20 protein-coding genes and 1 riboswitch are annotated in these 24,908 nt (G+C 68.4%); of the genes, 8 read left to right on the top strand and 12 right to left on the bottom strand.

Translation table 11 applies throughout. The features are described 5' to 3' along the window. The first annotated feature begins 101 nt into the window (after window positions 1–101). The 3 genes from ACE3OG_RS02410 to ACE3OG_RS02400 all read left to right on the top strand — a co-directional run bounded on the left by ACE3OG_RS02410 (window position 102) and on the right by ACE3OG_RS02400 (window position 4,123). A complete protein-coding gene (locus tag ACE3OG_RS02410) occupies window positions 102–503 on the top strand; it encodes an Hsp20/alpha crystallin family protein (protein ID WP_374305756.1) in 402 nt (133 codons plus the stop codon). Window positions 504–520: 17 nt separating this feature from the next. After that, window positions 521–2,938 (top strand): endopeptidase La, encoded by a 2,418-nt coding sequence (gene lon / locus ACE3OG_RS02405; RefSeq protein ID WP_374305754.1) that lies wholly within the window; start codon window positions 521–523, stop codon window positions 2,936–2,938. A gap of 93 nt (window positions 2,939–3,031) precedes the next feature. Beyond that, window positions 3,032–4,123 (top strand): linear amide C-N hydrolase, encoded by a 1,092-nt coding sequence (locus ACE3OG_RS02400; RefSeq protein ID WP_374305752.1) that lies wholly within the window; start codon window positions 3,032–3,034, stop codon window positions 4,121–4,123. An 83-nt stretch (window positions 4,124–4,206) separates the two neighbouring features. On the opposite strand, the gene ACE3OG_RS02395 is transcribed toward ACE3OG_RS02400, so the two are convergent. Next, entirely contained in the window at window positions 4,207–5,082 is an 876-nt protein-coding gene (locus tag ACE3OG_RS02395) for a hypothetical protein (RefSeq protein WP_374305749.1), read from the bottom strand. A gap of 58 nt (window positions 5,083–5,140) precedes the next feature. Beyond that, window positions 5,141–6,508 (bottom strand): phospholipase D-like domain-containing protein, encoded by a 1,368-nt coding sequence (locus ACE3OG_RS02390; RefSeq protein ID WP_374305747.1) that lies wholly within the window; start codon window positions 6,506–6,508, stop codon window positions 5,141–5,143. Between the two features lie 202 nt (window positions 6,509–6,710). Here ACE3OG_RS02390 and ACE3OG_RS02385 point away from each other — a divergent pair, with 202 nt between their 5' ends. Beyond that, a complete protein-coding gene (locus ACE3OG_RS02385) occupies window positions 6,711–7,931 on the top strand; it encodes a L,D-transpeptidase family protein (RefSeq protein WP_374305744.1) in 1,221 nt (406 codons plus the stop codon). Between the two features lie 75 nt (window positions 7,932–8,006). Further along, a riboswitch (TPP riboswitch) is annotated at window positions 8,007–8,104 on the top strand. Between the two features lie 63 nt (window positions 8,105–8,167). Continuing rightward, complete coding sequence (thiC, locus tag ACE3OG_RS02380; RefSeq protein ID WP_374305742.1) at window positions 8,168–9,997, top strand: phosphomethylpyrimidine synthase ThiC; 1,830 nt, start codon at window positions 8,168–8,170, stop codon at window positions 9,995–9,997. Between the two features lie 57 nt (window positions 9,998–10,054). On the opposite strand, the gene ACE3OG_RS02375 is transcribed toward thiC, so the two are convergent. Next, window positions 10,055–10,780, bottom strand: a complete 726-nt coding sequence (locus ACE3OG_RS02375; RefSeq protein ID WP_374305739.1) for a beta-ketoacyl-ACP reductase — start codon at window positions 10,778–10,780, stop codon at window positions 10,055–10,057. Window positions 10,781–10,882: 102 nt separating this feature from the next. Beyond that, window positions 10,883–12,055: an acetyl-CoA C-acetyltransferase gene (locus ACE3OG_RS02370; RefSeq protein ID WP_374305737.1), complete on the bottom strand. Its 1,173-nt coding sequence runs from the start codon at window positions 12,053–12,055 to the stop codon at window positions 10,883–10,885. Between the two features lie 363 nt (window positions 12,056–12,418). On the opposite strand from ACE3OG_RS02370, the gene phaR reads away from it, so the two are divergent. Next, on the top strand, window positions 12,419–12,997 hold the full coding sequence (gene phaR, locus ACE3OG_RS02365) for a polyhydroxyalkanoate synthesis repressor PhaR (protein WP_374305735.1): 579 nt from the start codon (window positions 12,419–12,421) through the stop codon (window positions 12,995–12,997). Window positions 12,998–13,279: 282 nt separating this feature from the next. Here phaR and gloB read toward each other — a convergent pair whose 3' ends face one another. Continuing rightward, the gene (gene gloB, locus ACE3OG_RS02360) at window positions 13,280–14,050 is read right to left on the bottom strand and encodes a hydroxyacylglutathione hydrolase (RefSeq protein ID WP_374305733.1); all 771 of its coding nucleotides are present in this window, start codon (window positions 14,048–14,050) and stop codon (window positions 13,280–13,282) included. A gap of 149 nt (window positions 14,051–14,199) precedes the next feature. On the opposite strand from gloB, the gene ACE3OG_RS02355 reads away from it, so the two are divergent. Then, on the top strand, window positions 14,200–15,018 hold the full coding sequence (locus ACE3OG_RS02355; RefSeq protein ID WP_374305731.1) for a class I SAM-dependent methyltransferase: 819 nt from the start codon (window positions 14,200–14,202) through the stop codon (window positions 15,016–15,018). Here the strand turns inward: ACE3OG_RS02355 and ACE3OG_RS02350 are convergent. Continuing rightward, the gene (locus ACE3OG_RS02350; RefSeq protein WP_374305729.1) at window positions 14,984–15,676 is read right to left on the bottom strand and encodes an alpha/beta hydrolase; all 693 of its coding nucleotides are present in this window, start codon (window positions 15,674–15,676) and stop codon (window positions 14,984–14,986) included. The genes ACE3OG_RS02355 and ACE3OG_RS02350 overlap by 35 nt on opposite strands. Before the next feature lie 158 nt (window positions 15,677–15,834). On the opposite strand from ACE3OG_RS02350, the gene ACE3OG_RS02345 reads away from it, so the two are divergent. Beyond that, window positions 15,835–16,050: a hypothetical protein gene (locus ACE3OG_RS02345; protein ID WP_374305727.1), complete on the top strand. Its 216-nt coding sequence runs from the start codon at window positions 15,835–15,837 to the stop codon at window positions 16,048–16,050. Between the two features lie 11 nt (window positions 16,051–16,061). Here the strand turns inward: ACE3OG_RS02345 and msrB are convergent, their stop codons facing one another. From msrB to prmC, 6 genes are all read right to left on the bottom strand, one after another. After that, complete coding sequence (msrB, locus tag ACE3OG_RS02340) at window positions 16,062–16,466, bottom strand: peptide-methionine (R)-S-oxide reductase MsrB (protein ID WP_374305724.1); 405 nt, start codon at window positions 16,464–16,466, stop codon at window positions 16,062–16,064. A 65-nt stretch (window positions 16,467–16,531) separates the two neighbouring features. Then, window positions 16,532–19,009 (bottom strand): DNA topoisomerase (ATP-hydrolyzing) subunit B, encoded by a 2,478-nt coding sequence (gyrB, locus tag ACE3OG_RS02335; RefSeq protein ID WP_374305721.1) that lies wholly within the window; start codon window positions 19,007–19,009, stop codon window positions 16,532–16,534. Window positions 19,010–19,375: 366 nt separating this feature from the next. Further along, the gene (gene clpB / locus ACE3OG_RS02330) at window positions 19,376–21,970 is read right to left on the bottom strand and encodes an ATP-dependent chaperone ClpB (RefSeq protein ID WP_374305719.1); all 2,595 of its coding nucleotides are present in this window, start codon (window positions 21,968–21,970) and stop codon (window positions 19,376–19,378) included. A gap of 192 nt (window positions 21,971–22,162) precedes the next feature. Continuing rightward, window positions 22,163–22,402, bottom strand: a complete 240-nt coding sequence (locus ACE3OG_RS02325; RefSeq protein ID WP_374305716.1) for a GCG_CRPN prefix-to-repeats domain-containing protein — start codon at window positions 22,400–22,402, stop codon at window positions 22,163–22,165. Window positions 22,403–22,535: 133 nt separating this feature from the next. Next, window positions 22,536–23,528 carry a DUF4167 domain-containing protein gene (locus tag ACE3OG_RS02320; RefSeq protein WP_374305713.1) on the bottom strand — a complete coding sequence of 331 codons (993 nt, stop codon included), beginning with the start codon at window positions 23,526–23,528 and terminating at the stop codon, window positions 22,536–22,538. Between the two features lie 498 nt (window positions 23,529–24,026). Continuing rightward, entirely contained in the window at window positions 24,027–24,905 is an 879-nt protein-coding gene (prmC, locus tag ACE3OG_RS02315) for a peptide chain release factor N(5)-glutamine methyltransferase (RefSeq protein WP_374305711.1), read from the bottom strand. Window positions 24,906–24,908 lie beyond the last annotated feature (3 nt).

Below are 24,908 nucleotides of genomic sequence, written 5' to 3'. Positions count from 1 at the left end.
TGCGCCGGCCCGGGCGGCGTCGTAAAATTGCGCGTCGCGGCGCGCCGCGACGCAGGCGAGCCTCGGTCCAGCCCAAGACTGGACCGGACGGAGGATCAGGCATGAAGAACGATGAGGCGCGAGCTTGGATGCTGTCCGACGCCGTCGACGCGCTGAGCCGCGCCGACCGGCTGCATCGGCAGCTGTTCCGCCTCGCGCCCAGCCGCCGCGGGCCGAGCTGGGAGCCGCCCGTGGACCTCTATGAGACCGACCACGAGGTGCTGGCGCTCGCCGCCCTGCCCGGCGTCGATCCGGCCGACATCGTCGCGCGCATCGAGAACGGCGTGCTCACCATCGCCGGCGAGCGCCAGCTGCCGCCGCAGGTCAGGGCCGCGGCGATCCACCGCCTGGAGCTTCCTCAAGGGCGCTTCGAGCGCGCCGTGCCGCTGCCGCCCGGCCGCTACGAGGTGGCGCCGCCGTCGATGCTGAACGGCTGCCTCGTCGTCAGCCTGCGCAAGATCTGAACCCTTAAGGATCGCCAATGCATAGATTCGACGGGGCGCGCCTGGCGCGCGCGGTTTTCGCCGATGATTCGGCGCTGGCGCAGGTCCCCGCCGGCGCGTCCGCCCCCGCCGCCGATGAGCCGCTGATCGTCGTGCCCGTGCGCCGCTTCGTGATGTTCCCGGGCGTCGTGCTGCCGATCACAGTGCAGCGGCCGGCCTCGATCGCCGCGGCGCAGGAGGCTGTGCGCGCGCAAAAGCCGATCGGCGTGCTGATGCAGCGCGACTCCGGGAAGGAGGAGGTCGACCCGCTCAACATGCACCGCTTCGGCGTCGTCGCCAACATCGTGCGCTACGTCACGACGCCCGACGGCGGCCACCATCTCATCTGCCAGGGCGAGCAGCGCTTCTTCGTCGAGGAGTTCACGCGCGCCGAGCCCTATCTCGCCGCCCGGGTGCGGCTCATCGAGGAGCTCGACGAGCGCACGCCGGACATCGAGGCGCGTTTCGACCATCTCAAGGCGCAGGCGACCGAGGCGCTGCAGCTCACCCCGCAGACGCCGCCGGAGCTCCTCGCCGCCGTCGCCGGCGCGCCGAACCCCGGCGCGCTCGCCGACCTCGTCGGCGCCTACATCGAGGCGAGCCCCGAGCAGAAGCAGGACATTCTGGAGACAGTCGACGTCAAGGCGCGCATGGAGCTCGTCTCGGCGATCCTCGCCCAGCGGCTCGAGGTGCTGCGCCTGCGCGAGGAGATCAGCCGCCAGACCAGGGCCTCGCTCGACGAGCGCCAGCGCGAGATGCTGCTGCGCGAGCAGATGGCCTCGATCCAGCGCCAGCTCGGCGAGGGCGACGGCAAGGCGCAGGAGATCGCCGAGCTGTCGGAGCAGATCGAAAAGGCGCAGATGCCCAGGGAGGTCGAGGAGGCGGCGCGCAAGGAGCTGAAGCGGCTCGAGCGCATGCCCGACGCCTCGGCCGAATACGGCATGATCCGCACCTATGTCGACTGGCTGATCGAGCTGCCCTGGGCGCTGCCGCAGGAGCGCGAGATCGACATCGCCGAGGCCCGCCGCATCCTCGACGACGATCATTTCGGCCTCGAGAAGATCAAGCGCCGCATCATCGAGTATCTCGCCGTGCGAAAACTCGCGCCGCAGGGCAAGGCGCCGATTCTGTGCTTCCTCGGGCCGCCCGGCGTCGGCAAGACTTCGCTCGGCCAGTCGATCGCCAAGGCCATGGGGCGCAAGTTCGTGCGCGTGAGCCTGGGGGGCGTGCACGACGAAGCCGAGATCCGCGGCCACCGGCGCACCTATGTCGGGGCGCTGCCCGGCGACATCATCCAGGCGATCCGCAAGGCCGGCGCGCGCGACTGCGTGATGATGCTCGACGAGATCGACAAGATAGGCGCCGGCGCGCATGGCGATCCCTTCTCGGCGATGCTCGAGGTGCTCGACCCCGAGCAGAACTCGACCTTCCGCGACAATTACCTCGCCCTGCCCTTCGACCTGTCGCGCATCGTGTTCATCGCCACGGCGAACCAGATCGAGACCATTCCGGGGCCGCTGCGCGACCGCATGGAGATCATTTCGCTCGCCGGCTACACCGACGAGGAGAAGCTCGAAATCGCCAGGCGCTACCTGCTGCGCCGCCAGCTCGAGGCGAATGGGCTCAGCCCGGAGCAGACGCAGATCGACGACGACGCGCTGAACGAGATCATCCGCGGCTACACGCGCGAGGCGGGCGTGCGCAACCTCGAGCGCGAGATCGGCCGCGTCCTGCGCCATGTCGCGGTGCGCGTCGCCGATGGCTCGGCCAGGGACGTCCGCGTGACGCGCGCGGACCTTCCAGAAATTCTCGGCGCGCCGCGCTTCGAGGATGAGGTCGCGATGCGCGTCTCGACGCCGGGCGTCGCCACCGGCCTCGCCTGGACGCCGGTCGGCGGCGACATATTGTTCATCGAGGCGACAAAGACGCCCGGCCACGGCAAGCTGATCCTGACCGGCCAGCTCGGCGAGGTGATGCGCGAAAGCGTGCAGGCGGCGCTGAGCCTCCTGAAAAGCCGCGCCGAATCGCTCGGGATCGAGCAGGCCGCCTTCGACAAGAGCGACATCCACGTCCACGTGCCGGCCGGCGCGACGCCCAAGGACGGCCCCTCGGCCGGCGTCGCCATGTTCGTGGCGCTGACGTCGATCCTGACGGCCAGGACCGTGCGCAACGACACGGCGATGACCGGCGAGATCAGCCTGCGCGGCCTCGTGCTGCCGGTCGGCGGGATCAAGGAGAAGGTCGTCGCCGCCGCGCGCGCCGGCATCAAAAGGGTGCTGTTGCCGGCGCGCAACCGCCGCGACTACGACGACATTCCGGAGCAGGCGCGCGAAAAGCTCGAGTTCTTCTGGCTGGAGACGGTCGACGACGCGCTCCGGCTCGCCTTCGAGCTGGCCCCGTCCGCCGAGACGGTCTGACGATCCGACCGCGAGGGAGAAGAAATTGCGCCGGCGCAAGGCCGGCGCAAGAGAGGCATGGCGGAATGCCGCGGTCAAGGACGAGAGGGGACGATGAGGAGCAGGTCCAGGATTTCCAGAACGATCGCGGCCGTCATGCTGGCGAGCGTCTCGGCGGCGCCCTCGCAGGCCTGCACCAGCTTCCTCTTGAAAGCGCGCGACGGCGCGCCCGTCTATGGGCGCACCATGGAGTATGGGCTCGACCTCGAATCGGCTGTCCTCGTCGCCCCGCGCGGCTACGAATATGTCGCCGTGCGGCCGAACGGCGGCCCAGGCCCGAAATGGCGCGTGCGCAACGCCTATGTCGGCGTCATGAGCCTCGGCATGCCCTATGTCTCGGACGGGCTGAACGAGAAGGGCCTCGCGGTCGGATCGCTCTATCTGCCGGGCTTCGCCGGCTACGCCGCGGCGACGCCGCAAAACGCCGCGAGCGCGCTCGCCCCCTGGGAGGTCGCGAGCTGGCTCCTGTCGAATTTCTCGACGGTCGCCGAGGTCAAGGAGGCGCTCAAGACCGTCGAGATCGCCGGCCTGTCGACGCCGGGGCTGAACTTCGTCCTGCCGCTGCATTTCACCATTCACGATGCGAGCGGCGCCTCGCTCGTCGTCGAGCCGGTCGACGGAACGCTGAAGCTGCACGACAATCCGCTCGGCGTCCTCACCAATTCGCCGACCTTCGACTGGCATCTCACCAATCTGCGCAATTATCTGAAGCTTTCGCCGGTCGCGGCGCCGCCGCTCGTGATCAACGGCGAGACCTTCGCGCCGATCGGCGAAGGCTCGGGCCTGCTCGGCGTTCCAGGCGACGTGACGCCGCCCTCGCGCTTCATTCGCGTCCTCGGCTTCGCCATGTCGGCCGAGCCCGGCGCGGACGGACCGGCGACGGTGCTCGTCGCCGAGCATGTCGCGAATAATTTCGACATTCCGGACGGCTTCGTCCGCGACCGGGCGAAGGGCTCGCCGCGCGAGACGACGCAATGGACGGCGATCGCCGATCTCAGGGCGCGCAAATATTACGTCAAGACCTACTTCGACCAGACGCTGCGCCAGATCGACCTGATGAGCTTCGACCTCGACGCCAAGGCTCTGCGCATCGCGCCGCTGAAGCCGCTCGCTGCCCCTCCCGCCCTCGCCTTCCCCGCGCCCTGACGACGCGGAGGTTTCAAAGCAGCGGGTCGAGCAGGCGCCACCTCGGCGAGCGCCTTCGCGATCCGGAAAACATTGAACGTGTTCTAAAGCTGAGAGCGTCGCTCATACGCCAACCGCATAAGTTCGCTCAGAACATCCTTTTTACTTTTGACATCGACCAACGTGAGCCGAAGCTGATACAACCCCCATTGCGCATTATATACTAGTTGAACAAGACCAGCCTGCTCGATATTTTCATCTATATCGTCGGATTGAGGTAATTTAATCTCGAGAGTTATTGAAGATTTTTTTGGGCGAAACGAAACAAAATTGAATGGAGAGCCGTCTTTTCCTATACCTATATAATATTTATTATATTTTGGTTCGAGATTTTCGTTAAATGATTTTACAATTTTCATCAAGTCGTCCACACCAGTCAAGGTGCTCTTAGACGCCTTGGTCTCCCAGTACGCTCGATCAGCTGGAGACGCTTCAGCTTCTTCATCTTCATCGACAAGCCCGCGGGTCAATTCGTCAAACACCTTTGTGAAGACTAACGTGAGTTTTCCAGCTACCCTCAAAGCTCGAAGTTGGATCGCAACTAACGGTATCGACCCATTAAACAAAGAAATTACACTGAGAAATCGGCTTGTGATATCTTCCGCGATGAGAACAGCACAATGATCATATTGCGGATATCGTTTACGCTCGATATCCCAGTATTCGATTGTCCTTATGATGTGCGTTTCATCCGTCGCCCCCAATTGCAACTCTACCTCATAGCGTCTTTTTGTAACAGGATCTTGGAGTAGCAAATCTAGTCGTCCCGCCCTTGGCTGAATCCGCTCTTTTTGACGCAACTCAAGATCTCCGAGGCCGAGTATAGATGGGTCATCTGCGATAAGATCTTGCACCCATTTCTCGATGATTTCAGGATGAGACTTCAATGAAAGCGTTTCAGCACGTTCAAATTCAATCACTGCAAACTCTCCTTCGGAATGAAATTCCCCCGTTTCTCGTATAAGACTGCAAGCTATGTTACAATAATGGGTCGAGCAGGCGCGCCGCGCCCTCGACCGCGTCGCGCAGGTTGGAGACGGGAGGAACCCCTTTCTCCGTGCGGTCCTTCAGCGTCTCGATCCAGTTGACGACGGCGGCGATCTCCGGCGCGCCGTAGAATACGGCGTTGACCTCGAAATTGAGGAACAGGCTGCGCGGATCGAGGTTGACCGAGCCGACCATGGCGAGGCCGTCGTCGGCGATGAAGATCTTCGCGTGCACCATGCCGCCGACGAAGCGGATCACATGAACGCCCGCCGCCGCCGCATCGCGCAGCGCCTGCCCGCGGGCGAGGTCGGCGATCGGATGGTTCGAAGGGTCGGGCACATAGACGCGCACGTCGACGCCGCGATGGGCGGCGAGCGCCAGCGCCTCCGCCAGCGGATCGGGCGGGATGAAATAGGGCGTGACGACCCACAGCCTCCGACGCGCGGCGTAGGAGGCCGAAACGATCGCGGCGTACACCGGATCGCCCGGCACGTCCGGCCCGGAGGCGGCGATCTGCGCGACCGCCTCGCCGACCGGCTGCGCAGGCGCGGCGCGCGAGACTTCGCGTCCGGTCGCGAAGCGCCAGTCGGCGGCGAAGACGTCGGCGTAGTCGGCGACCGCCGGCCCCTCGATCAGGAAGGAGAGGTCGCGCCAGCGCGCCGGGGCCGAAGGGGGCCCCATGTAGTCGCAGGCGACGTTCGCGCCGCCGGCCACCGCGCGAAGGTCGTCGGCGATGAGCATCTTGCGGTGGTTGCGCAGATTGGTCCGCGTCACCGTCCGCAGACGCACCGGCAGGAAGAAGGCCGTCTCTCCGCCGGCGCGCTGGAGCGGGTCGAGGTCGCGCTTCGAGATCCCGAACGAGCCGAATCCGTCGAGCAGCAGGCGCACCTCGACGCCGCAGCGCGCGCGCTGGGCGAGCGCCTCGATGATTCGCCTGCCGACCGCGTCGGGATGCAGGATGAAGCTCGCCATATGGATGCGTCGCTCGGCGCCCTCGATCGTCTCCAGGAAGCGGCGGTAGATGTCCTCCCCGTCGGCGCAAAGCGCGACGCGGTTGCCGGGACGCGCCGGAGGCAGGCCGTAGCTTTGCAGCAGTAAATCGGCGCCCTGCTGCGCGGGGCGCAGTTCCGGCTTCGGTCCCGTCGCCAGCGACGGCTTCTCAAGCGGGTCGCCCTTGATCTTGCGTCCGCCGAACAGGAGATAGGCGGGCAGCCCAACCCAGGGGACCAGCAGGATGGCGAGCAGCCAGGCGGTCGTGCTCGTAGCCGAGCGGCGCTGGCGCAGGAGCTTCGGCGTGATGACCACGGTCAACGCGACGCCTGCGATCATCGCCAGATGCGACGCAAGTGCTGACAGCAATTCCTGAACCCGCCTGCGAGAAAGAAAGAGATCTTTTGAGCACGCTGGCTCGGACTTAAGCAAGGACGGCGCGCGCCCGATCTTAACAAAAACGCAAGCCTGGACGCGCAAAGCTCGCCGCGCCTCCGCAATGCCGCCGCAAATCTGGTCGAGCTTCAGTCGTCGCGCGGGGGCGCTGGGCCGCAGGCGACCGGGGGAATGCATGCGCAAGAAGACGCGCGGGCTCAGCGCCTGCGGGCGCGCCGCGGCGCTCGCCGCCTTGGTTACGGCCGCATGTCTTGCGCCGGCGCGCGCCGCGCCGAGGTCGGAGGCGCCCGTCTCCGCCGGCGTTCTCGCCCTGATGAAGGCGCGCGGCATGTCGCCGTCCGCCCCGATCCTGATGCGCGCCTACAAGAAGGAATCGGAGATCGAGGTCTGGAAGCGCGGCGCCGACGGACGCTACGCGCTGCTCAAGACCTTCCCGATCTGCCGCTGGTCCGGCGCGCTCGGCCCCAAGCGGCGCGAGGGCGACCGGCAGGCGGTGGAGGGCTTCTATACGGTCTCCGCCCGGCAGCTGAACCCCAACTCCTCCTATTATCTCTCCTTCGACGTCGGCTATCCCAACGCCTACGACCGCGCCCATGGCGGCGGCGGCTCGGCGGTGATGGTGCACGGCACATGCTCGTCGGCCGGCTGCTTCGCCATGACCGACCGCGGCGTCGCCGATATCTACGCGCTCGCCCGCGACGCGCTGCGCGGCGGCCAGGCGGCGTTCCAGTTCCAGGCTTTTCCCTTCCGCATGAGCGCCTGGAACATGGCGCGCTACCGGTCCGACCCGAACATCGCCTTCTGGCGGCAGTTGAAGGAAGGCTCCGACCGGTTCGAGGCGACCGGAGAGGAGCCGTCCGTCGAGGCGGCCGGCGGACGCTACGCCTTCAGCCCCTACGCCGACCCCCAGCTCGAGGCGCTGGCGCAGGCGCGTCGCGTCCGGGAGGACGCCCGCGCCGCGCGCCTCGTGGCGCTCGGCATTTCCGCCGTGCGCACCAACTACGCCGACGGCGGCCAGAACCCGAGCTTCGCCGCGCAGATGAAGCTCGGCGCTGATCTTGGCGTCGTCAGCCGGCCGGAAGCGCTCGCCTACGCCGGGCTCGACGAGGTCCTGACGCCCGCGCGCGGCGTCTGCGCGCGCAAGGGAGGCTGCCCGGATATTTTCCTCGCAGGCCCGGCGCCCGCGCGGATCGCGCCCGCGCCCGCCGCCGCTGCGTCCGCGCCGTCGTCCGCGCAGGGCCGAATCATCCTCGCCGCGGCGCGGCCGGTCCCGCTCGGGACGCCTGAGCCGGCGGCGACGCTGCCGGCGCTTCTCTCCTATGACCTTCAGCTGAAGGCGCCGCCGCAAACGCTGATCGCCGGCGCCATGCCGATCCTGCCCGACGCCTGGTTCTAGCCGCCTCGCAGCGCGGAACGGTTCCGCGTGGCGTCAAACGCCGCTTGCGCCGGCCCTGACCGCACGCTAGGTTTCACAATCGCCATGGGGTGCCGCGGACAGGCGGCTGAGATCATACCCATCGAACCTGAATCTGGATAATGCCAGCGCAGGGACCGGCTTTTCGCGCGAGCGCGCCTCTTGGCGCCGCGCGACGTCCTCCGCGCATACGGCGTCGACCATGCGGAGGAACGCAGATGAACATCCATGACAAAAGCCAGGGGCTTCGGCCAGAGAGCGTGACCTGCGGGCCGCTTTCCGGCTCGCGCAAGATTCATGCTCCGGCGCCCGGCCGCGCCGACATTCGCGTGCCCTTCCGCGAGATCGCGCTCGATCCTTCGGCGGCCGAGCCGCCCGTGCGCGTGTATGACGCCTCCGGCCCCTATACGCAGGAGGGAGTCGAGATCGACCTCTCGGCCGGCCTGCCGCGCCTGCGCGAATCCTGGCTCGCCGCCCGCGAGGGGCTCGCATTCTACGCCGGACGCGCGGTGAAGCCCGAAGACAACGGCTCGGTCTCGCCCGACCGGCTCGCCCCGCCCTGCCCCGCCGTCGCCTCGCCGCGACGCGGCCGCGACGGCGCGATGGTCACGCAATATGAGTTCGCCCGCGCCGGGATCGTCACCGAAGAGATGATCTTCGTCGCCGCGCGCGAGAATCTCGCCCGCGAGAAGATGCTGGAGGGGGCGCAGGCGGCGCTCGCCGACGGCGAAAGCTTCGGCGCCGAGATCCCGCCCTTCGTCACGCCGGAGTTCGTGCGCGAGGAGATCGCCCGCGGGCGCGCGATCATCCCCGCGAACGTCAACCATCCCGAGCTCGAGCCGATGATCATCGGCCGCAACTTCCTCGTGAAGGTCAACGCCAACATCGGCAATTCGGCGGTCACCTCCTCGGTGGCCGAGGAGGTCGAGAAGATGGTGTGGGCGATCCGCTGGGGCGCCGACACGGTGATGGACCTGTCGACGGGGCGCAACATCCACAACATCCGCGACTGGATCGTCCGCAACTCGCCCGTGCCGATCGGCACGGTGCCGATCTACCAGGCGCTGGAGAAGGTCGACGGCGACCCGACGAAGCTCACCTTCGAGATCTTCCGCGACACGCTGATCGAGCAGGCCGAGCAGGGCGTCGACTATTTCACCATCCACGCGGGCGTGCGCCTCGCGCATATCCCGCTGACGGCGAAGCGCACGACGGGCATCGTCTCGCGCGGCGGTTCGATCATGGCGCACTGGTGTCTCGCCCACCACAAGGAGAGCTTCCTCTACGAGCGCTTCGACGAGATCTGCGACGTCATGCGCGCCTACGACGTCTCCTTCTCGCTCGGCGACGGGCTGCGTCCGGGCTCGATCGCCGACGCCAACGACCGCGCGCAGTTCGCCGAACTCGAGACGCTCGGCGAACTGACCAAGATCGCCTGGGCCAAGGGCTGCCAGGTGATGATCGAGGGCCCCGGCCATGTGCCGATGCACAAGATCAAGGTCAACATGGAGAAGCAGCTCAAGGAGTGCGACGAGGCGCCCTTCTACACGCTGGGCCCGCTGACGACCGACATAGCGCCGGGCTACGACCACATCACGTCGGGCATAGGCGCGGCGATGATCGGTTGGTTCGGCTGCGCCATGCTCTGCTATGTGACGCCGAAGGAGCATCTCGGGCTGCCCGACCGCGACGACGTCAAAACCGGCGTGATCACCTACAGGATCGCGGCGCACGCCGCCGACCTCGCCAAGGGCCATCCCGCCGCGAAGCTGCGCGACGACGCGCTCTCCCGGGCGCGCTTCGACTTCCGCTGGAACGACCAGTTCAACCTCGGGCTCGATCCCGACACGGCGCGGCAGTTCCACGATGAGACGCTGCCCAAGGACGCGCACAAGAGCGCGCATTTCTGCTCGATGTGCGGACCGCAGTTCTGCTCGATGAAGATCACGCAGGACCTGCGCGACGAGGTCGCGGCGATGGAGCGCGAGAAGGGCATGGCGGAAAAGAGCGCCGAATTCATCGAGAGCGGCGCGAAGCTCTACCTTTAAGCGAAAAGGCCGGACGCTCGCGCGTCCGGCCTTTCGATCGAGACGTTTCGCGGCCGGTCAGGCGAGGTACTGGCCGCCGTTGGCGCTGAGCGTCGAGCCGGTGATGAAGCCCGCGTCGTCGCTCGCGAGGAACACCACGCAGCGGGCGATCTCCTCGGGCTCGCCGAGCCGGCCGACCGGGATGTGCGGCAGGATCGACTTCTTCAGCACTTCCTCGGGGACCGCCTTGACCATCTCGGTGGCGATATAGCCGGGGCAGATGACGTTGACGGTGATTCCCTTGGCCGCGTTCTCCTGCGCGAGCGCCTTGGTGAAGCCGATGTCGCCGGCCTTGGAAGCGGAGTAGTTCGTCTGCCCGAACTGTCCCTTCTGGCCGTTGATCGAGGAGATGTTGATCACGCGTCCGAAGCCGCGCGCGCGCATGCCGTCGATCACCGGGCGGGTCATGTTGAACAGCGAGTTGAGGTTGGTGTTGATCACCTCGTACCACTGCTCGGGCGTCATCTTGTGGAACGCCGTGTCGCGCGTGATGCCGGCGTTGTTGACGAGCACCTCGACGGGGCCGACCTCGCTCTCGACCTGCTTCAGGCCTTCCGCGCACTGCTTGTAGTTGGAGACGTCCCATTTGTAGACGGGAATTCCGGTCTCCTGCTTGAACGCGGCGGCGACGGCGTCATTGCCCGCGTAATTCGCCGCGACCGAATAGCCCGCCGCCTTCAACGCCTTGCTGATCGCAGCGCCGATGCCCCGCGTTCCGCCGCTGACCACTGCCACTCGCGCCATTTTTCACCTCCCCTGAACCCGGCATTCGGCCGTTGTTGTCGCGTAATATTCCTGGAAACGCCGGGCGGCGGCGCCCTCGCGCCGCCGCCGGACGCGCGTCTTTTAGCGCTCGACGGTCAGCGCGATGCCCATGCCGCCGCCGATGCACAGCGTGGCGAGGCCCTTCTTGGCGTCGCGGCGCTTCAGCTCATAGAGCAGCGTCACCAGCACGCGGGCGCCGGAGGCGCCGATCGGATGGCCGATGGCGATGGCGCCGCCGTTGACGTTGACCTTCGCGGGGTCGAGCGCGAGATCCTTGCAGACGGCGAGCGACTGGGCGGCGAAGGCCTCGTTGGCCTCGATGAGGTCGAGGTCCGAAACTTTCCAGCCGGCCTTCTCAAGCGCCCTGCGCGACGCGGGAATGGGTCCCGTGCCCATGATCGCCGGATCGACGCCCGCCGTCGCCCACGAGACGACGCGCGCGAGCGGCTCGAGGCCGCGCTTCTTCGCCTCGTCCGCGCTCATCAGCACCACGGCCGCGGCGCCGTCGTTGATGCCGGAGGCGTTGCCCGCGGTGACGGAGCCTTCCTTGGAGAAAGCGGGCTTCAGCTTGGCCAGCGCCTCGAGCGTCGCGCCATGACGGATGAACTCGTCCTTGTCGACGACGACGTCGCCCTTCCTCGACGAGATGGTGTAGGGAATGATCTCGTCGTCGAAGCGACCGGATTTCTGCGCGGCCTCGGCGCGATTCTGCGAGCCGACGGCGAAGCGGTCCTGCTCGTCGCGGCTGAGCTGCCATTTGGCGGCGATGTTCTCCGCCGTCTGTCCCATGTGGTAGCGGGCGAAGGCGTCGGTCAGGCCGTCGGTCAGCATCGTGTCGCCGAGCTTGAGCTCGCCCATCTTCACGCCGGAGCGCAGATAGGCGGAATGCTGCGCCTGCGACATGCTTTCCTGGCCGCCGGCGACGACGATGGCGGCGTCGCCGTTCCTGATCTGCTGCAGGCCGAGAGCCACGGCGCGCAGGCCGGAGCCGCACAGCTGGTTGACGCCGAAAGCGGTGCGCTCCTGCGGCACGCCCGCCTTCATGGCCGCCTGGCGAGCCGGATTCTGGCCCTGGCCGGCGGTCAGCACCTGGCCGAGAATCACTTCGTCGACGTCGCCGGCGTCGACCTTGGCGCGGCCGAGCGCCCCCTTGATGACGGCGGCGCCGAGATCATGGGCCGGAACGGACGCGAAGGCGCCGTTGAACGAGCCCACGGCGGTGCGCGCCGCGCTCACAATGACGATGTCGGTCATAGATGCTTTCCTCCTTGGCTGCGGCCAGCGCCGGGCGTCGGCTCTTGTCGGCCCGTGCCGCGTCGCTGCAGCGTCCGCCGATGTTTATCGCGGAGGCTGCGGCGAAGGGAAGAAAATTCGAGCGAGAAAATGATTCTTTTGCTCTGCCAAAAGTCATATTGTGCAAGAGCGTGGCTTTCCCTGCGCGTCGCGGGACGGGGCCGACGCGAGGCTTGACCGACGGTCGCTGTTGCATGCACGCTCTTGGTCGAATCATGCGCGAGATGAAATCGCGGGTCGAAAACTCCCGCGCTGCGGGACGATGGGAGGAAGCAGATGGCGCACATCGCTAATTTGGCGACCTCCGCAGACGGGCGATCGACCATGGCCAGCCAGAATCAACCAATCACCATCAAGAAATACGCCAACAGGCGGCTCTATAACACCGGCACCAGCGCCTATGTGACGCTTGAGGACCTCGCCTGCATGGTCAAGAAGGGCGAGGATTTCGTGGTGTTCGACGCCAAGAGCGGCGAGGACATCACCCGCTCGGTGCTGACGCAGATCATCTTCGAGCAGGAGGGCAAGGGCGGCCAGAGCCTCCTGCCGATCGCCTTCCTGCGGCAGCTCATCCGTTTCTACGGCGACAGCATGCAGATGCTGGTGCCGAGCTACCTTGAGTTCTCCATCGACAAGCTGACGAGCGAGCAGGGCAAGTTCCGCGACAAGATGGCGAGCGGCATGGCCGGGCCGGGCTTCGCCTCCCTTGAGGAGCAGGCGCGCAAGAACATGGCCCTGTTCAATCAGGCGCTCAGCATGTTCAGCCCGTTCGGGACGCCGCTCGCGCCGCAGCCGCAGGAGGAGCCGCCCGCCCCCGCCCCGGCGCGCAACGACCTCGAGGACATGAAACGGCAGATCGAGGAGATGCAGAAGAAGATCGAGGGCCTCGCCTCGAAGGGGTGAGGCGCGACTCGCGCCAAGGCGACGGCGATTCTCGCGCGTTTCTCCAGCGACGGCGCGAGCTTCTGCGGCGCGCCGGCGTAGAAGCGTCGGACCTGCGCCGCGTCGATCTTGCGCCAGCGCGGGCGCTCGTCCGCGCGCGGCGGGAATGGATGTGGCTCGACGCCGCACGCCTCGCGACGTCGAGGGCCGGATCCTAGAACCTCTCGCGGCGCCAGGCCCGTTCGGGACGCGGCGGCGCGATCGCGTCCTCGGCTTTCTTGACGCTTTTTGCGCTCTTGGCGCTCACGACCGGTTCTTGCGCTCGCGCAGCGCGGCGAAGACGTCCGCCGGGTCGGCGCCGACCATGCCGAGCGCGGCCTGAATCTCCGGCTCCTCGACGCGCAGGAACGGATTGGTCGCAAGCTCGATGGCGATCGTCGTCGGCAGGGTGAACTCGCCCTTTTCGCGCCGCGCGGCGACCTCGGCTGCGCGCTCCTTGAGCAATTCGTTGCCGGGATCGACGGCGAGGGCGAACCTGGCGTTGGCCAGCGTGTATTCGTGGCCGCAATAGACCTGCGTCTCGTCCGGCAGCGCGGCGAGCCTCTTCAGCGAGTGGTGCAGCGTCTGCGGCGGCTCCTCGAAGGCGCGCCCGCAGCCGAGCGCGAAAAGCGTGTCGCCGGCGAAGGCGACGTCCTCCGCCTCGAACCAGTAGGCGACATGGCCGCTGGTGTGGCCGGGAACCTCCATGACCACCGCCTCCAGCGCCCCGACCCGCGCGACGTCGCCCTCGGACACGAGCGTTTCAAGGCCCGCGATCCTGTCGGCCTCCTTGCGTGGGCCGACGACCCGCGCGCGCGGGAAGGCGGCCTTGAGGCCCGGCGCGCCCTGCACGTGGTCGGCGTGATGATGGGTGAGGAGGATCTCCGTCAGGATCCAGTCCCGCGCCTTGAGCGCGGCGAGGATCGGCGCGGCGTCGGGCGCGTCGATCGCCGCCGTCGAGCGTGTTTCGGGATCGTGGACGAGCACGCCGAAATTGTCTTTGAGGCAGAGGAACTGGTGGATATGCACGGCCATGGCGCGCCTCCCTTGCGCGCGGCGATCTTGGCACGGCGGGCGGCTCGAACTCCAGCCCCCGCGGGCCTGCGTTCCAGCGACCGGCTCTGGCCTATTCGTCCGGGCTGCGATATGCGCTTGCTTCAGCCTCGTGAAAGCCGTCCGCGCCGATGCTCGACGTCACTGACCTGCGCCGTTTCTACTCCTCCCCTCAGGGCGAGCTGGCGCGTCGCCTGATCGCGCGGATCGCGCGGCGGCGCTTCTCCAACTGCGTCGGCTATTCGGTGCTCGGGGTCGGCTTCGCGACGCCCTATCTCGACGTCTTCCGCGAGGAGGCGGTGCGCGTCCTCTCCTTCATGCCGGCGCGCCAGGGCGTCGTGCGCTGGCCGGTCGAGGGCCTCTGCGCCTGCGCCCTCGTCGAGCCGACCCGCACGCCCCTGCCCGACTCCTCGATCGACCGGGCGATCGTCGTCCACGGCCTCGAGACCGACGCGCGCCAGCGCGAGCTGCTCGCCGAGATCTGGCGCGTGCTGGCGCCCAACGGCCGGGTGCTGATCGTCGCGCCGAGCCGCTCCGGCCTCTGGGCGCGGCTCGAGAGCACGCCGTTCGGCCATGGCCAGCCCTTTTCGCGCGCGCAACTGCGCGAGTTGATGCGCGACACGCTGTTCGAGCCGACCTCATGGGACGAGGCGCTCTACGCGCCCCCGTTCCGCAGCCGCGCGCTGCTGCGGCTCGGCGCGAGCTTCGAGAAAATCGCCGCTTTCTTCAGCCTGCCGGGCGCCGGCGTGCTGATCGTCGAGGCGACGAAGCAGCTCTACCGGCCGGTGGCGTCGGTCGAGCGCGCGCAGGACGCGCTCGGGCAGTTCGCCCCGGCGGCCGAGCCCGTCGGCGTCGCTCCGGCCGCGCGCCTGCGCGCCAGCCGGCGTGACGCAAGTCCGGCGCGTCCGCGCGCGTTCACATCTTCGCGCGCAGCGCCGGGTCGATCCTGATCCTCATGGCGCCCGCGAGGAAGAGGCCGCCGTGGCGCAGGCCGGAGGCGTCGATGCCGTGGCCGAGCGCCGGCGAGAAATGCCATTGGCATGGCATGTTCGCGCCGGCCAGCGCCTCGGCCGACATGAACAGCGCTTCGGGCGGGATCACCTCGTCCTCGCCGCCATGGACGAGCAGGATCGGCGGCGTCTTTCCGGTCTTCCGCGCTGCGAGCTCCTCAAGATGCTCCGGCCCGACGAGCTCGCCGGAATAGCCGAGCAGCGCCGCCGGCGCCCGGGCGCGGCGCAGTCCGACATGCAGCGCCATCATCGTTCCCTGGCTGAAGCCGACGAGGGCGAGCTTCGAATCGTCGAGCCCATGCCGCTCGAGTTCGGCGTCGAGGAAGGCGTCGAGCGCCGGCGCCGCCTTGTTGACGCCGGCCCAGCGCTCGTTCGGGTCGCGCATGGTGAGGCCGAACCATTGCCGTCCGCCCGGCGCCTGCACGCAGGCCTCCGGCGCGTTCGGCGAGACGAAGGCCGCGTCCGGCATGAAGGGCTGCCATTGCCGGCCGAGCGCGATGAGGTCGTCGCCGTTCGCCCCAAAGCCGTGCAGGAAGACGATGAGCTGCTTCGTCTTCCGGGATCTGGCCGCAAGGCGCGGGCCGTCGATCTGCGCCATTTCGCTCTCCGCAACAAACTTCAGCCTCGCCCAATAGAGGATTTTCGGCGTCGGCGGAACCGCCGCGCGCGCTCATCCAAGGTTGTCGCGCGGGAACTTTGGATTTACCTTCGGAGACGGCGCGCCGAGGCGCGCGGAAGGGGCGAGGACGACCGCCCATGTACATCATCGCGCGCAACATCACCGGTCCGCGCCTGCGCTGCGAGGCGCTGATGGTCGACAAGAAGACCTTCACGCCATGGCCGCCGACGAGCGAGGACGGCTGGCGGCGCGCCTACAAGTTCCGCGACCGGCTGATGGCCGAGGTTGTGCGGCTGGAGGCCGACCCGATGGGCGACCAGCTCAAGGTGATCGACGCGGTGTATATTCCTTAGGGTTCAACGCGTTAAGGTTCGGGCTCGAAATCCATCGCGACGCCGTTGATGCAGTAGCGCAGGCCCGTCGGCGGCGGCCCGTCCGGGAAGACATGGCCGAGATGGCTGCCGCAGCGGCTGCAATGGACCTCGGTGCGGCGCATCCCGTAGCTTGCGTCCTCGCTCGTTTCGAGCGCGCCGGGGAGCGGGTCGTTGAAGCTCGGCCAGCCGGTGCCGCTCTCGAATTTTCGGCCCGAGGCGAACAGCTTCTGGCCGCAGCCGGCGCAGGAGAACACGCCGGCGCGTTTTTCATGGTTGAGCGCGCAGCTTCCCGGCGCCTCTGTGCCGTGGCGGCGCATGACCTGAAATTGCTCTGGCGTCAGGATTTTCCGCCATTCCGCGTCGCTGTGGGTTACAGGCCAGGTTTTCGCGTCCATGGGCGTCTCTCCGAAAACTCCGTCGGCCGGATATGGGCGCCTGCGTCCTGTCCGTCGAGGGGCCTTCACACGTCGAGGTTCGACACGCTGAGCGCGTTCTCCTGGATGAACTCGCGTCGCGGCTCGACGACGTCGCCCATCAGCTTGACGAACAGGTCGTCGGCGTCGTCGCCCTCCCTGATCCTGACCTGCAGCAGCGAGCGCGCCTCGCGGTCGAGCGTCGTCTCCCACAGCTGGTCGGGGTTCATCTCGCCAAGGCCTTTGTAGCGCTGGAACTGGGTGACGCCCTTGAGACCGGCCGCCATCGCCGCCTCGAGCAGGGCGAGCGGGCCCGCAACCAGCGTCTCGTCCGAGCGGCGCAGGAATTTCGCCGGACCGGCGAAGATCTCGCGCAGATGGGCGGCGCGCTCGTCGAGGCGGCGCGCCTCGCTCGAGGCGATGAGCCCGGCGTCAAGCGTCGCCACCTGCCGCACGCCGCGCAGCACGCGGGAGAAGCGATAGCCGCCGGAATGGACCTCGCCAGTCCAGCCGCGCTCCATGTCGTCGGCGAGCGCGTCGAGGCGGCGGGCGACGTCGGCGGCGATTCGCTGAGCCTCCCCGTCCCCAGCCTCGGCCGCGCGCAACGCCCCGGCGATCGCCGCCTGCTCGACGACGGTCCGGTCGTAGCGCGAATGCAGCGAGGAGATGAGCTGGCGCATGACCCGCGCCTCCTCGACGAGCGCGCGCAGATCGGCGCCGGAGCGCTCCTCGCCGCCGGCGAGGCGCAGCGTCGCGCCCTCGAGCCCCGCGCCGATGAGATAGTCCTCCCGCGCGCGCTCGTCCTTCAGATATTGCTCGGAGCCGCCGCGCTTGACCTTGTACAGCGGCGGCTGGGCGATGAAGAGGTGCCCGCGCTCGATGAGCTCGCGCATCTGCCGGAAGAAGAAGGTGAGCAGCAGCGTGCGGATATGCGAGCCGTCGACGTCGGCGTCGGTCATGATGATGATCTTGTGGTAGCGCAGCTTGTCCGGGTTGAAGCGGTCGGGCGAGTTCTCGTCGCGGCCGACGCCGGCCCCGAGCGCCGTGATCAGCGTGCCGATCTCCTGGCTGGACAGCATCTTGTCGAAGCGGGCGCGCTCGACGTTGAGGATTTTTCCGCGCAAGGGAAGAACGGCCTGATATTCGCGGTTGCGGCCTTGCTTGGCCGAGCCGCCGGCCGAATCGCCCTCGACGATGAACAGCTCGGACTTGGCCGGATCGCGCTCCTGGCAGTCGGCGAGCTTGCCGGGCAGGCTCGCGATGTCGAGCGGCCCCTTGCGACGGGTGAGGTCGCGCGCCTTGCGCGCCGCCTCGCGCGCCTGCGCCGCCTCGACCACCTTGCCGACGATCGACTTCGCCTCCTGCGGATGCTCCTCGAACCAGATTGCGAGCGCTTCGTTGACGACGCCCTCGACCGCCGGACGCACTTCGGAGGAGACCAGCTTCTCCTTCGTCTGCGAGGAGAACTTCGGGTCCGGCGCCTTGACCGAGAGGACGCAGGTCAGCCCCTCGCGGCAGTCGTCGCCGGATAGGTCGACCTTCTCGCGCTTGAGCAAGCCCGAGCGCTCGGCGTAGCTCGTGACCTGGCGGGTCAGCGCGGCGCGGAAGCCGGCGAGATGCGTGCCGCCGTCGCGCTGCGGGATGTTGTTGGTGAAGGCCAGCACGTTCTCGTGGTAGGAGTCGTTCCACCACAGCGCGACCTCGACGGCGACGGCCTCGCGCTCGCCCCGCGCCACCAGCGGCTTGCCGATGAGCGGCGTCTTGGCGCGGTCGAGGTAGCGCACGAAGGCTTCGAGGCCGCCGTCGTAATGCAGCACCTCGGATTTCGGCTCGGGCCCGCGCGCGTCGGTCAGCTCGACGCGCACGCCGGAATTGAGGAAGGCGAGCTCGCGCAGGCGCCGCTCGATGATCGCGAATTCATATTCGGTCCTGGAGAAGGTCTGCGGCGAGGCGAGGAAGGTGACTTCCGTGCCGCGCTTCGGCTTGCCGTCCTCGACCGGCGCGGGGCCGACGATGGCGAGGCGGTCGACGGCGTCGCCATTGGCGAATTCGATGGAATGCTCGCGGCCGTCGCGCCAGATGCGCATCCTGAGCCAGCTCGAGAGCGCGTTGACGACGGAGACGCCGACGCCGTGCAGGCCGCCCGAGACCTTGTAGGAGTTCTGGTCGAATTTTCCGCCGGCGTGCAGCTGGGTCATGATGACCTCGGCCGCCGACACGCCCTCCTCGGGGTGGATGTCGGTCGGCACGCCGCGCCCGTCGTCGGTCACGGTCACGGAGCCGTCGGCGTTGAGCGTCACCGCGACCTTCGTGGCGTGGCCGGCGAGCGCCTCGTCGATGGCGTTGTCGACGACCTCATAGACCATGTGATGGAGGCCGGAGCCGTCGTCGGTGTCGCCGATGTACATGCCCGGGCGCTTGCGCACGGCGTCGAGGCCGCGCAGCACCTTGATGGATTCGGCGCCATAGGCGGAGGCGGCCTCGGCGGGATCGAAGGCGGGCGAGGCGGCTGCGGGTTCGGCCATGAAGCTTTCGGACTTTCCAGAGCGACGCCGCGCGGCCGGCGGAGGGAAGGAAGGCGCCTTCGAACCGGAAAGGGCGTCGTAAACAGAGGGTTAGAGGGCTGCGCCCGGCGCCCGGAGACGCCGCGACGAAGGGCGGCGCGGCGTGCGGAGGCCGGAGGGCGCAAAGCCCGTCCGCACTATAGCCGAAATGGCCATGAAGGCCATGTTTTATTTGTCTTTTCGTCGATTTCGAGCCCCCGGCCGCAACCTGTGGAAAGCTTCGTCCGACGGCTCGAAAAAGCCGCGGGGCGGACGCTTTCGAAGCGCCCGCCCCGCGAGAATGGTCTCAGCTTTTCACGCGGCCCGCGGAGCTGACGCGGGCGGCTCTCAAGCCGCAGCTTTCGCGCCCGCCCCGCCGATCGTCAGCCCCTTGTCGTCGACGCCGATGCGCACATGCTCGCCGTCGCGGATCTTGCCCGACAGGATCGCCTCGGCGAGCGGGTCCTGAAGATTCTTCTGGATCACCCGCTTCAGCGGCCGCGCGCCATAGGCTGGATCGTAGCCCTTCTCGGCGAGCCAGTCGCGCGCCTGCGGGCTGAGCTCCAGCGTGATCTTGCGGTCCTCGAGCAGCCGGTCGATGCGCTTCAGCTGGATGTCGACGATCGCGCCCATGTCCTGTCGGCGCAGCCGGTGGAACAGGATGATCTCGTCGATGCGGTTCAGGAACTCGGGGCGGAAATGCGCCCTGACCACCTGCATCACCTCCGACTGCACGGCGCTCGAATCCTCGCCCTCCTTCTGCAGCACCAGATATTCGGCGCCGAGGTTCGAGGTCATGATGATCAGCACGTTGCGGAAATCGACCGTGCGCCCCTGCCCGTCGGTCAGCCGTCCGTCGTCGAGCACCTGCAGCAGGATGTTGAAGACGTCAGGGTGCGCCTTCTCGATCTCGTCGAACAGCACGACCTGATAGGGCCGCCGGCGCACGGCCTCGGTCAGCGCCCCGCCCTCGTCATAGCCGACATAGCCGGGCGGCGCGCCGATCAGCCGGGCGACCGAGTGCTTCTCCATGTATTCCGACATGTCGATGCGCAGCAGCGCGTTCTCGTCGTCGAACAGGAAGGCGGCGAGCGCCTTCGTCAGCTCCGTCTTGCCGACGCCGGTCGGCCCGAGGAACATGAACGAGCCGATCGGCCGGTTCGGGTCCTGCAGGCCGGCGCGCGCGCGGCGCACCGCCGTCGAGACGGCGGCGACCGCCTCCTTCTGGCCGACGACGCGGCGGATCAGCTCCTCCTCCATCTGGAGAAGCTTCTCGCGCTCGCCCTCGAGCATCTTGTCGACCGGGATGCCGGTCCAGCGCGAGACGACCTGGGCGATGTCCTCCGGCGTCACGGCCTCGTCGACAAGGACGCCGGCGCGCTTCGATTCGATCTCGGCGAGCTGCTTCTCGAGGCCCGGGATGACGCCATAAGCGAGCTCCCCGGCGCGCTGATATTCGCCCTTGCGCTGGGCCTGCGCCAACTCGGTGCGCGCGGCCTCGAGCTGCTCCTTGAACTTCTGCTCAGAGCCGAGCTTGTCCTTCTCGGCGCGCCAGCGCGCGGTGAGCGCGGCGGATTTCTCTTCAAGATCGGCGAGCTCGGCCTCGAGCTTGGCGAGCCGATCCTTCGAAGCCGAATCCGACTCCTTCTTCAGCGCCTCCTGCTCGATCTTGAGCTGGACGATGCGGCGGTCGAGCTCGTCGAGCTCCTCGGGCTTCGAATCGATCGCCATGCGCAGGCGCGCGCTCGCCTCGTCGATGAGGTCGATCGCCTTGTCGGGCAGGAAACGGTCGGCGATGTAGCGGTTCGACAGCGTCGCCGCCGCGACGATCGCGGCGTCGGTGATGCGCACGCCGTGGTGCAGCTCGTATTTCTCCTTGAGGCCGCGCAGGATCGAGATGGCGTCGGCCACCGTCGGCTCGGAGACGAACACCGGCTGGAAGCGGCGGGCGAGCGCGGCGTCCTTCTCGACGTGCTTGCGGTATTCGTCGAGCGTGGTCGCGCCGACGCAATGCAGCTCGCCGCGGGCGAGCGCGGGCTTCAGAAGATTCGAGGCGTCCATCGCGCCGTCGGCCTTGCCGGCGCCGACGAGGGTGTGCATCTCGTCGATGAACAGGATGATCCCGCCCTCCGCCGAAGAGACTTCGGTCAGGATGGCCTTGAGGCGCTCCTCGAACTCGCCGCGATATTTCGCGCCGGCGATGAGGGCGCCCATGTCGAGGGCGAGCAGCTTCTTGTCGCGCAGGCTTTCGGGCACGTCGCCGTTGACGATGCGCAGCGCAAGGCCCTCGACGATCGCCGTCTTGCCGACGCCCGGCTCGCCGATCAGCACCGGATTGTTCTTGGTGCGGCGCGACAGCACCTGGATGGTGCGGCGGATCTCCTCGTCGCGGCCGATCACGGGATCGAGCTTGCCGGCGCGCGCCGCCTCGGTGAGGTCGCGCGTATACTTCTTCAGCGCGTCATAGGCGTTCTCGGCGGTCGGGTTGTCGGCGGTGCGCCCCTTGCGCAGCTCCTCGATCGCCTTGTTGAGGCCCTGCGGCGTGGCGCCGGCGCGCTCGAGAATCTTCGCCGCCTCGGAGTTCTTCTCCATGGCGAGGGCGAGCAGCAGCCGCTCCACGGTGACGTAGGAGTCGCCCGCCTTCTCGGCGATCTTCTCGGCGTTGTCGAACAGGCGCGCCAGTGTCGGCGTGACATAGACCTGGCCCGCGCCCGCGCCCTCGACCTTCGGCAGCTTGGAGAGCGCGAGCTCGGTCGCGGTCAGCGCGTCGCGCGAGCGTCCGCCGGCGCGGTCGATGAGGCCGGCGGCGAGGCCCTGATCGTCGTCGAGCAGGACTTTAAGAAGATGCTCGGGCGTGAACTGCTGGTTGCCCTCGCGCATGGCGAGCGACTGGGCGCTCTGGACGAAGCCGCGCGCGCGTTCGGTGTATTTCTCGAAATTCATCTATCGGTCTCCCCCGCCGGCGAAGCCCTGCGAGCCAATGCGGCGCGGACCTCGCGGCCATCTGGCCTGGCGGCCTTGGCCGCAGCGAATGGACCTTATGTAGGCGCGTCCCGGCTCCGCCGAAAGATCGGCCGCCTAAAAATTAGGCATCTTTTTGGGCGGCGGGACCGAAGCCCCGCCGTCAGGCGCGCCTCACCAGCGGCAGACGCGCCGGCGGCCCCAGGGGGTCCATTCCCACCAGCAGCGCGGCGGCGGCGCGGCGCGGCGGATCGGCACGCAACGGCCCCAGGGGTCGCGCGTCCAGCCCGGCCCGCAACCTGCGCGGACGAACTCCAGCCCGGGATCGGAGGACGGCGCAGGCGCGAGCGGCATGGCGCTCGCCCCGACGGAGCCGAGACAAAGCGCGAAGGCGCCGGCGGCGAAAAGCGTCATTGTTTTCATGATTCGACCGATCTTGCGTTCCGCATGACGCCGGCAGGGAACGACAGCGCGCGTCGCGGCGCAAGAGGCTTGGCTTCACAAAGAGGAGGCGGAGCGCCTCGCCCCGCCAGCCCCGGCCCGCGGTTCAGTCGCCGACGGGATCGCGCTCGCCGCCGCGCGCCTCGACGCCCTCGCTCGCCTCGCCTGCGCCCATCTCGGCCTTGGTGCGGCGCCGCCGGCGCGGGCGCAGATGGAAGCCGGCCGGCTCGCGGTCCGCCTCGGCCCGCTCCTCGGACTGCGGCGCGAAGGCGTCGAGCGTCGCGCCGGAGGGTTCGAAGCTCTCGGCCGGCGCCTCGGACGGACGCGGCGCCGGAGCGGTGATGAAGGCCGGCAGGCCGGGCGCCGCCCCGGCGTCGTCGCGCGGCAGGTCGGAGCGAAAGTCGCGGCTGCGGCTCTGCCGCCGCGCGTCGGCCTCGCGCGGACCGCGGTCGGCGCGCGGCTCGAGCTGGCGCGCGGGCTCGGAGCGGCCCTCCTGGCCGAAACGCTCCTGCGCGCGCTCCTGCGTCCGGTCCTGGCCGTTGGCGCGGTCGGGGTAGCCGCGCTGCTCGCCGGAACGATCCTGCCGATCCTGTCCCTGCGGACGATCCTGACCCTGCCGATCCTGATAGGAACGCTGGCCCTGCTGCTGCCGATCCTGCTGGCCGGGGAAATAGGCCCGCTCCGTCGAGGGCTGCGGCCCCGCGCCGGGCGGCGCGAAATTCGGCTGGGCGGCCTGGACGCGCTCCAGCGGCGAGGCGAAACGGTCGGGAATGGCGGCGAAGTCGTCGTCGGCGTCGTACTCTTCGACCGCCGGCTCGCCGCTCTGGCGGGAGAAGCCGCCCTGCATCTGCGCCTGCGCCTGCGCGATGATGCGGAAATAATGCTCGGCGTGCTGAAGATAGCTTTCGGCCGTGACCGGGTCACCGGACGACTGGGCGTCGCGCGCGAGCTGCAGGTATTTCTCGCCGATATGATGCGCCGTGCCGCGAATCTTCACGTCCGGGCCGTTCGATTCATAGGAGCGCGTCAGAGGATTGGGGCCCTTGCGATTGTTGTTCGGCCGGCCGCGCATGCGTTTGTTGTTCTGTCCAGGTCTCATCGATATTCCTTAGCAGGCGCCGGCGCGGCGCCCCCGGCCTCGAATCCGGCCATATGGGAGCAGATCGCTGCGGCCCAGTCGAATAAGCCAAAGAGCGGTGGCGCTACGCTGTCTTGCAGGCTCTCCAGCCGGTGAGGACGGGCGCGGACGCGCACGCGCCGTCCATCCATGATCCCAAAGCTGCAGGATCAGGAGTTCAGGAAAAGTCGCCAGAACTTCGCCTTGCGCCCCGGCGCCGCCGACATGGGCGAGCGCCGGGCCTGCGCGCCGCGCGTCAGCGAAGGCCTTTCGTCTTAAACGACCGGCGCCGCCTCAAGGGGAACGACGCAAGGTTGACGATGAGCCTCGACGCGAACCGCGGCCTGCGAAAGCGAACAGGCAGTCCTCGTAGGCGGAAATTATCCGCTTTCGTCAGGAACGCCAAGCGCTTTTCCTCGGCTTGCGTCGTTTTAAGGCGACCTCGTCCCAAGGCCCCCGCCGCGGCGCCGAAGGCCCTGCTCAAGCCGGGCGACGGGCGCTGACGACGCGATCCACCCCGTTGAGGTCGCGGCGCGAGTCGAAATCCCCGAAGCCGGCCTCGCGCAGCAGCGCGCCGACCGCCTCCGCCTGCCCCGCGCCGACCTCGAACGCGAGCAGCCCGCCCGGCGCAAGCAGGCGCAGCGCCCCCGGCGCGATCGCCCGGTAGGCGTCGAGCCCGTCCGCGCCGCCGTCGAGCGCGAGGAGCGGATCGTGCAGCCGCACTTCAGGCTCCAGCCGCGCGATGTCGCCATGCGCGACATAGGGCGGATTGGAGACGATGAGGTCGAAGCGGCCGCACAACGGCGCCGTCCAGTCGGCGCAGACGAACGCGGCCCGCGTCCCGAGCCCGAGCGCGGCGAGATTGGCCCTCGCCTGCGCGCAGGCCTGCGCCGCGCGGTCGACGCCGACGCCGAAGGCGAGCGGCAGCTCGAGGAGCAGCGCGCCGAGGATCGCCCCCGAGCCGACGCCGAGGTCGAGGATGTTCAGCGTCCGTCCGCGCGGCGCGCCGTCCAGCGCCGCCTCGACCAGCGTCTCGGTGTCGGGACGCGGGTCGAGCGTTTCAGCGCCGAGCGAAAAACGCGCGCCCCAGAATTCGCGCGCGCCGAGGATGCGCGCCACCGGCTCGCGCGCGAGCCGCCGCCGCGCGAAGCCTGCGAGCCTGCGCGCGCCCGCCTCGCCGAGCGGCGCGTCCGGCGCGCGCAGCAGGGCGGCGTGGTCGAGGCCGAGCGCGGCGCAGACGAGCAGCCGCGCGTCGAGGTCGGGCGAGGCGAGGCCGGCCTCGCGCAACGCGCGCGAGAGCGCGCGCCGCGCCGCCTCGAGCGTCCGCTCCGGCCCGAAGGCCTCCTCCCCTGCGTCCACGCG

Source organism: Methylocella sp. (assembly GCF_041905455.1).
In the GTDB taxonomy this organism is placed as follows: Bacteria; Pseudomonadota; Alphaproteobacteria; order Rhizobiales; family Beijerinckiaceae; genus Methylocapsa.
This window is presented reverse-complemented; position numbering and strand designations above follow the sequence as displayed.

Excerpts from the sequence above, each read along its gene's own strand:
- ACE3OG_RS02410 (WP_374305756.1), top strand. The coding sequence starts at position 102 with ATGAAGAACGATGAGGCGCGAGCTTGGATGCTGTCCGACGCCGTCGAC.
- lon (WP_374305754.1), top strand. The coding sequence starts at position 521 with ATGCATAGATTCGACGGGGCGCGCCTGGCGCGCGCGGTTTTCGCCGAT.
- ACE3OG_RS02400 (WP_374305752.1), top strand. The coding sequence starts at position 3,032 with ATGAGGAGCAGGTCCAGGATTTCCAGAACGATCGCGGCCGTCATGCTG.
- ACE3OG_RS02385 (WP_374305744.1), top strand. The coding sequence starts at position 6,711 with ATGCGCAAGAAGACGCGCGGGCTCAGCGCCTGCGGGCGCGCCGCGGCG.
- thiC (WP_374305742.1), top strand. The coding sequence starts at position 8,168 with ATGAACATCCATGACAAAAGCCAGGGGCTTCGGCCAGAGAGCGTGACC.
- ACE3OG_RS02375 (WP_374305739.1), bottom strand. The coding sequence starts at position 10,780 with ATGGCGCGAGTGGCAGTGGTCAGCGGCGGAACGCGGGGCATCGGCGCT.
- ACE3OG_RS02370 (WP_374305737.1), bottom strand. The coding sequence starts at position 12,055 with ATGACCGACATCGTCATTGTGAGCGCGGCGCGCACCGCCGTGGGCTCG.
- phaR (WP_374305735.1), top strand. The coding sequence starts at position 12,419 with ATGGCCAGCCAGAATCAACCAATCACCATCAAGAAATACGCCAACAGG.
- gloB (WP_374305733.1), bottom strand. The coding sequence starts at position 14,050 with ATGGCCGTGCATATCCACCAGTTCCTCTGCCTCAAAGACAATTTCGGC.
- ACE3OG_RS02355 (WP_374305731.1), top strand. The coding sequence starts at position 14,200 with ATGCTCGACGTCACTGACCTGCGCCGTTTCTACTCCTCCCCTCAGGGC.
- ACE3OG_RS02350 (WP_374305729.1), bottom strand. The coding sequence starts at position 15,676 with ATGGCGCAGATCGACGGCCCGCGCCTTGCGGCCAGATCCCGGAAGACG.
- ACE3OG_RS02345 (WP_374305727.1), top strand. The coding sequence starts at position 15,835 with ATGTACATCATCGCGCGCAACATCACCGGTCCGCGCCTGCGCTGCGAG.
- msrB (WP_374305724.1), bottom strand. The coding sequence starts at position 16,466 with ATGGACGCGAAAACCTGGCCTGTAACCCACAGCGACGCGGAATGGCGG.
- gyrB (WP_374305721.1), bottom strand. The coding sequence starts at position 19,009 with ATGGCCGAACCCGCAGCCGCCTCGCCCGCCTTCGATCCCGCCGAGGCC.
- clpB (WP_374305719.1), bottom strand. The coding sequence starts at position 21,970 with ATGAATTTCGAGAAATACACCGAACGCGCGCGCGGCTTCGTCCAGAGC.
- ACE3OG_RS02325 (WP_374305716.1), bottom strand. The coding sequence starts at position 22,402 with ATGACGCTTTTCGCCGCCGGCGCCTTCGCGCTTTGTCTCGGCTCCGTC.
- ACE3OG_RS02320 (WP_374305713.1), bottom strand. The coding sequence starts at position 23,528 with ATGAGACCTGGACAGAACAACAAACGCATGCGCGGCCGGCCGAACAAC.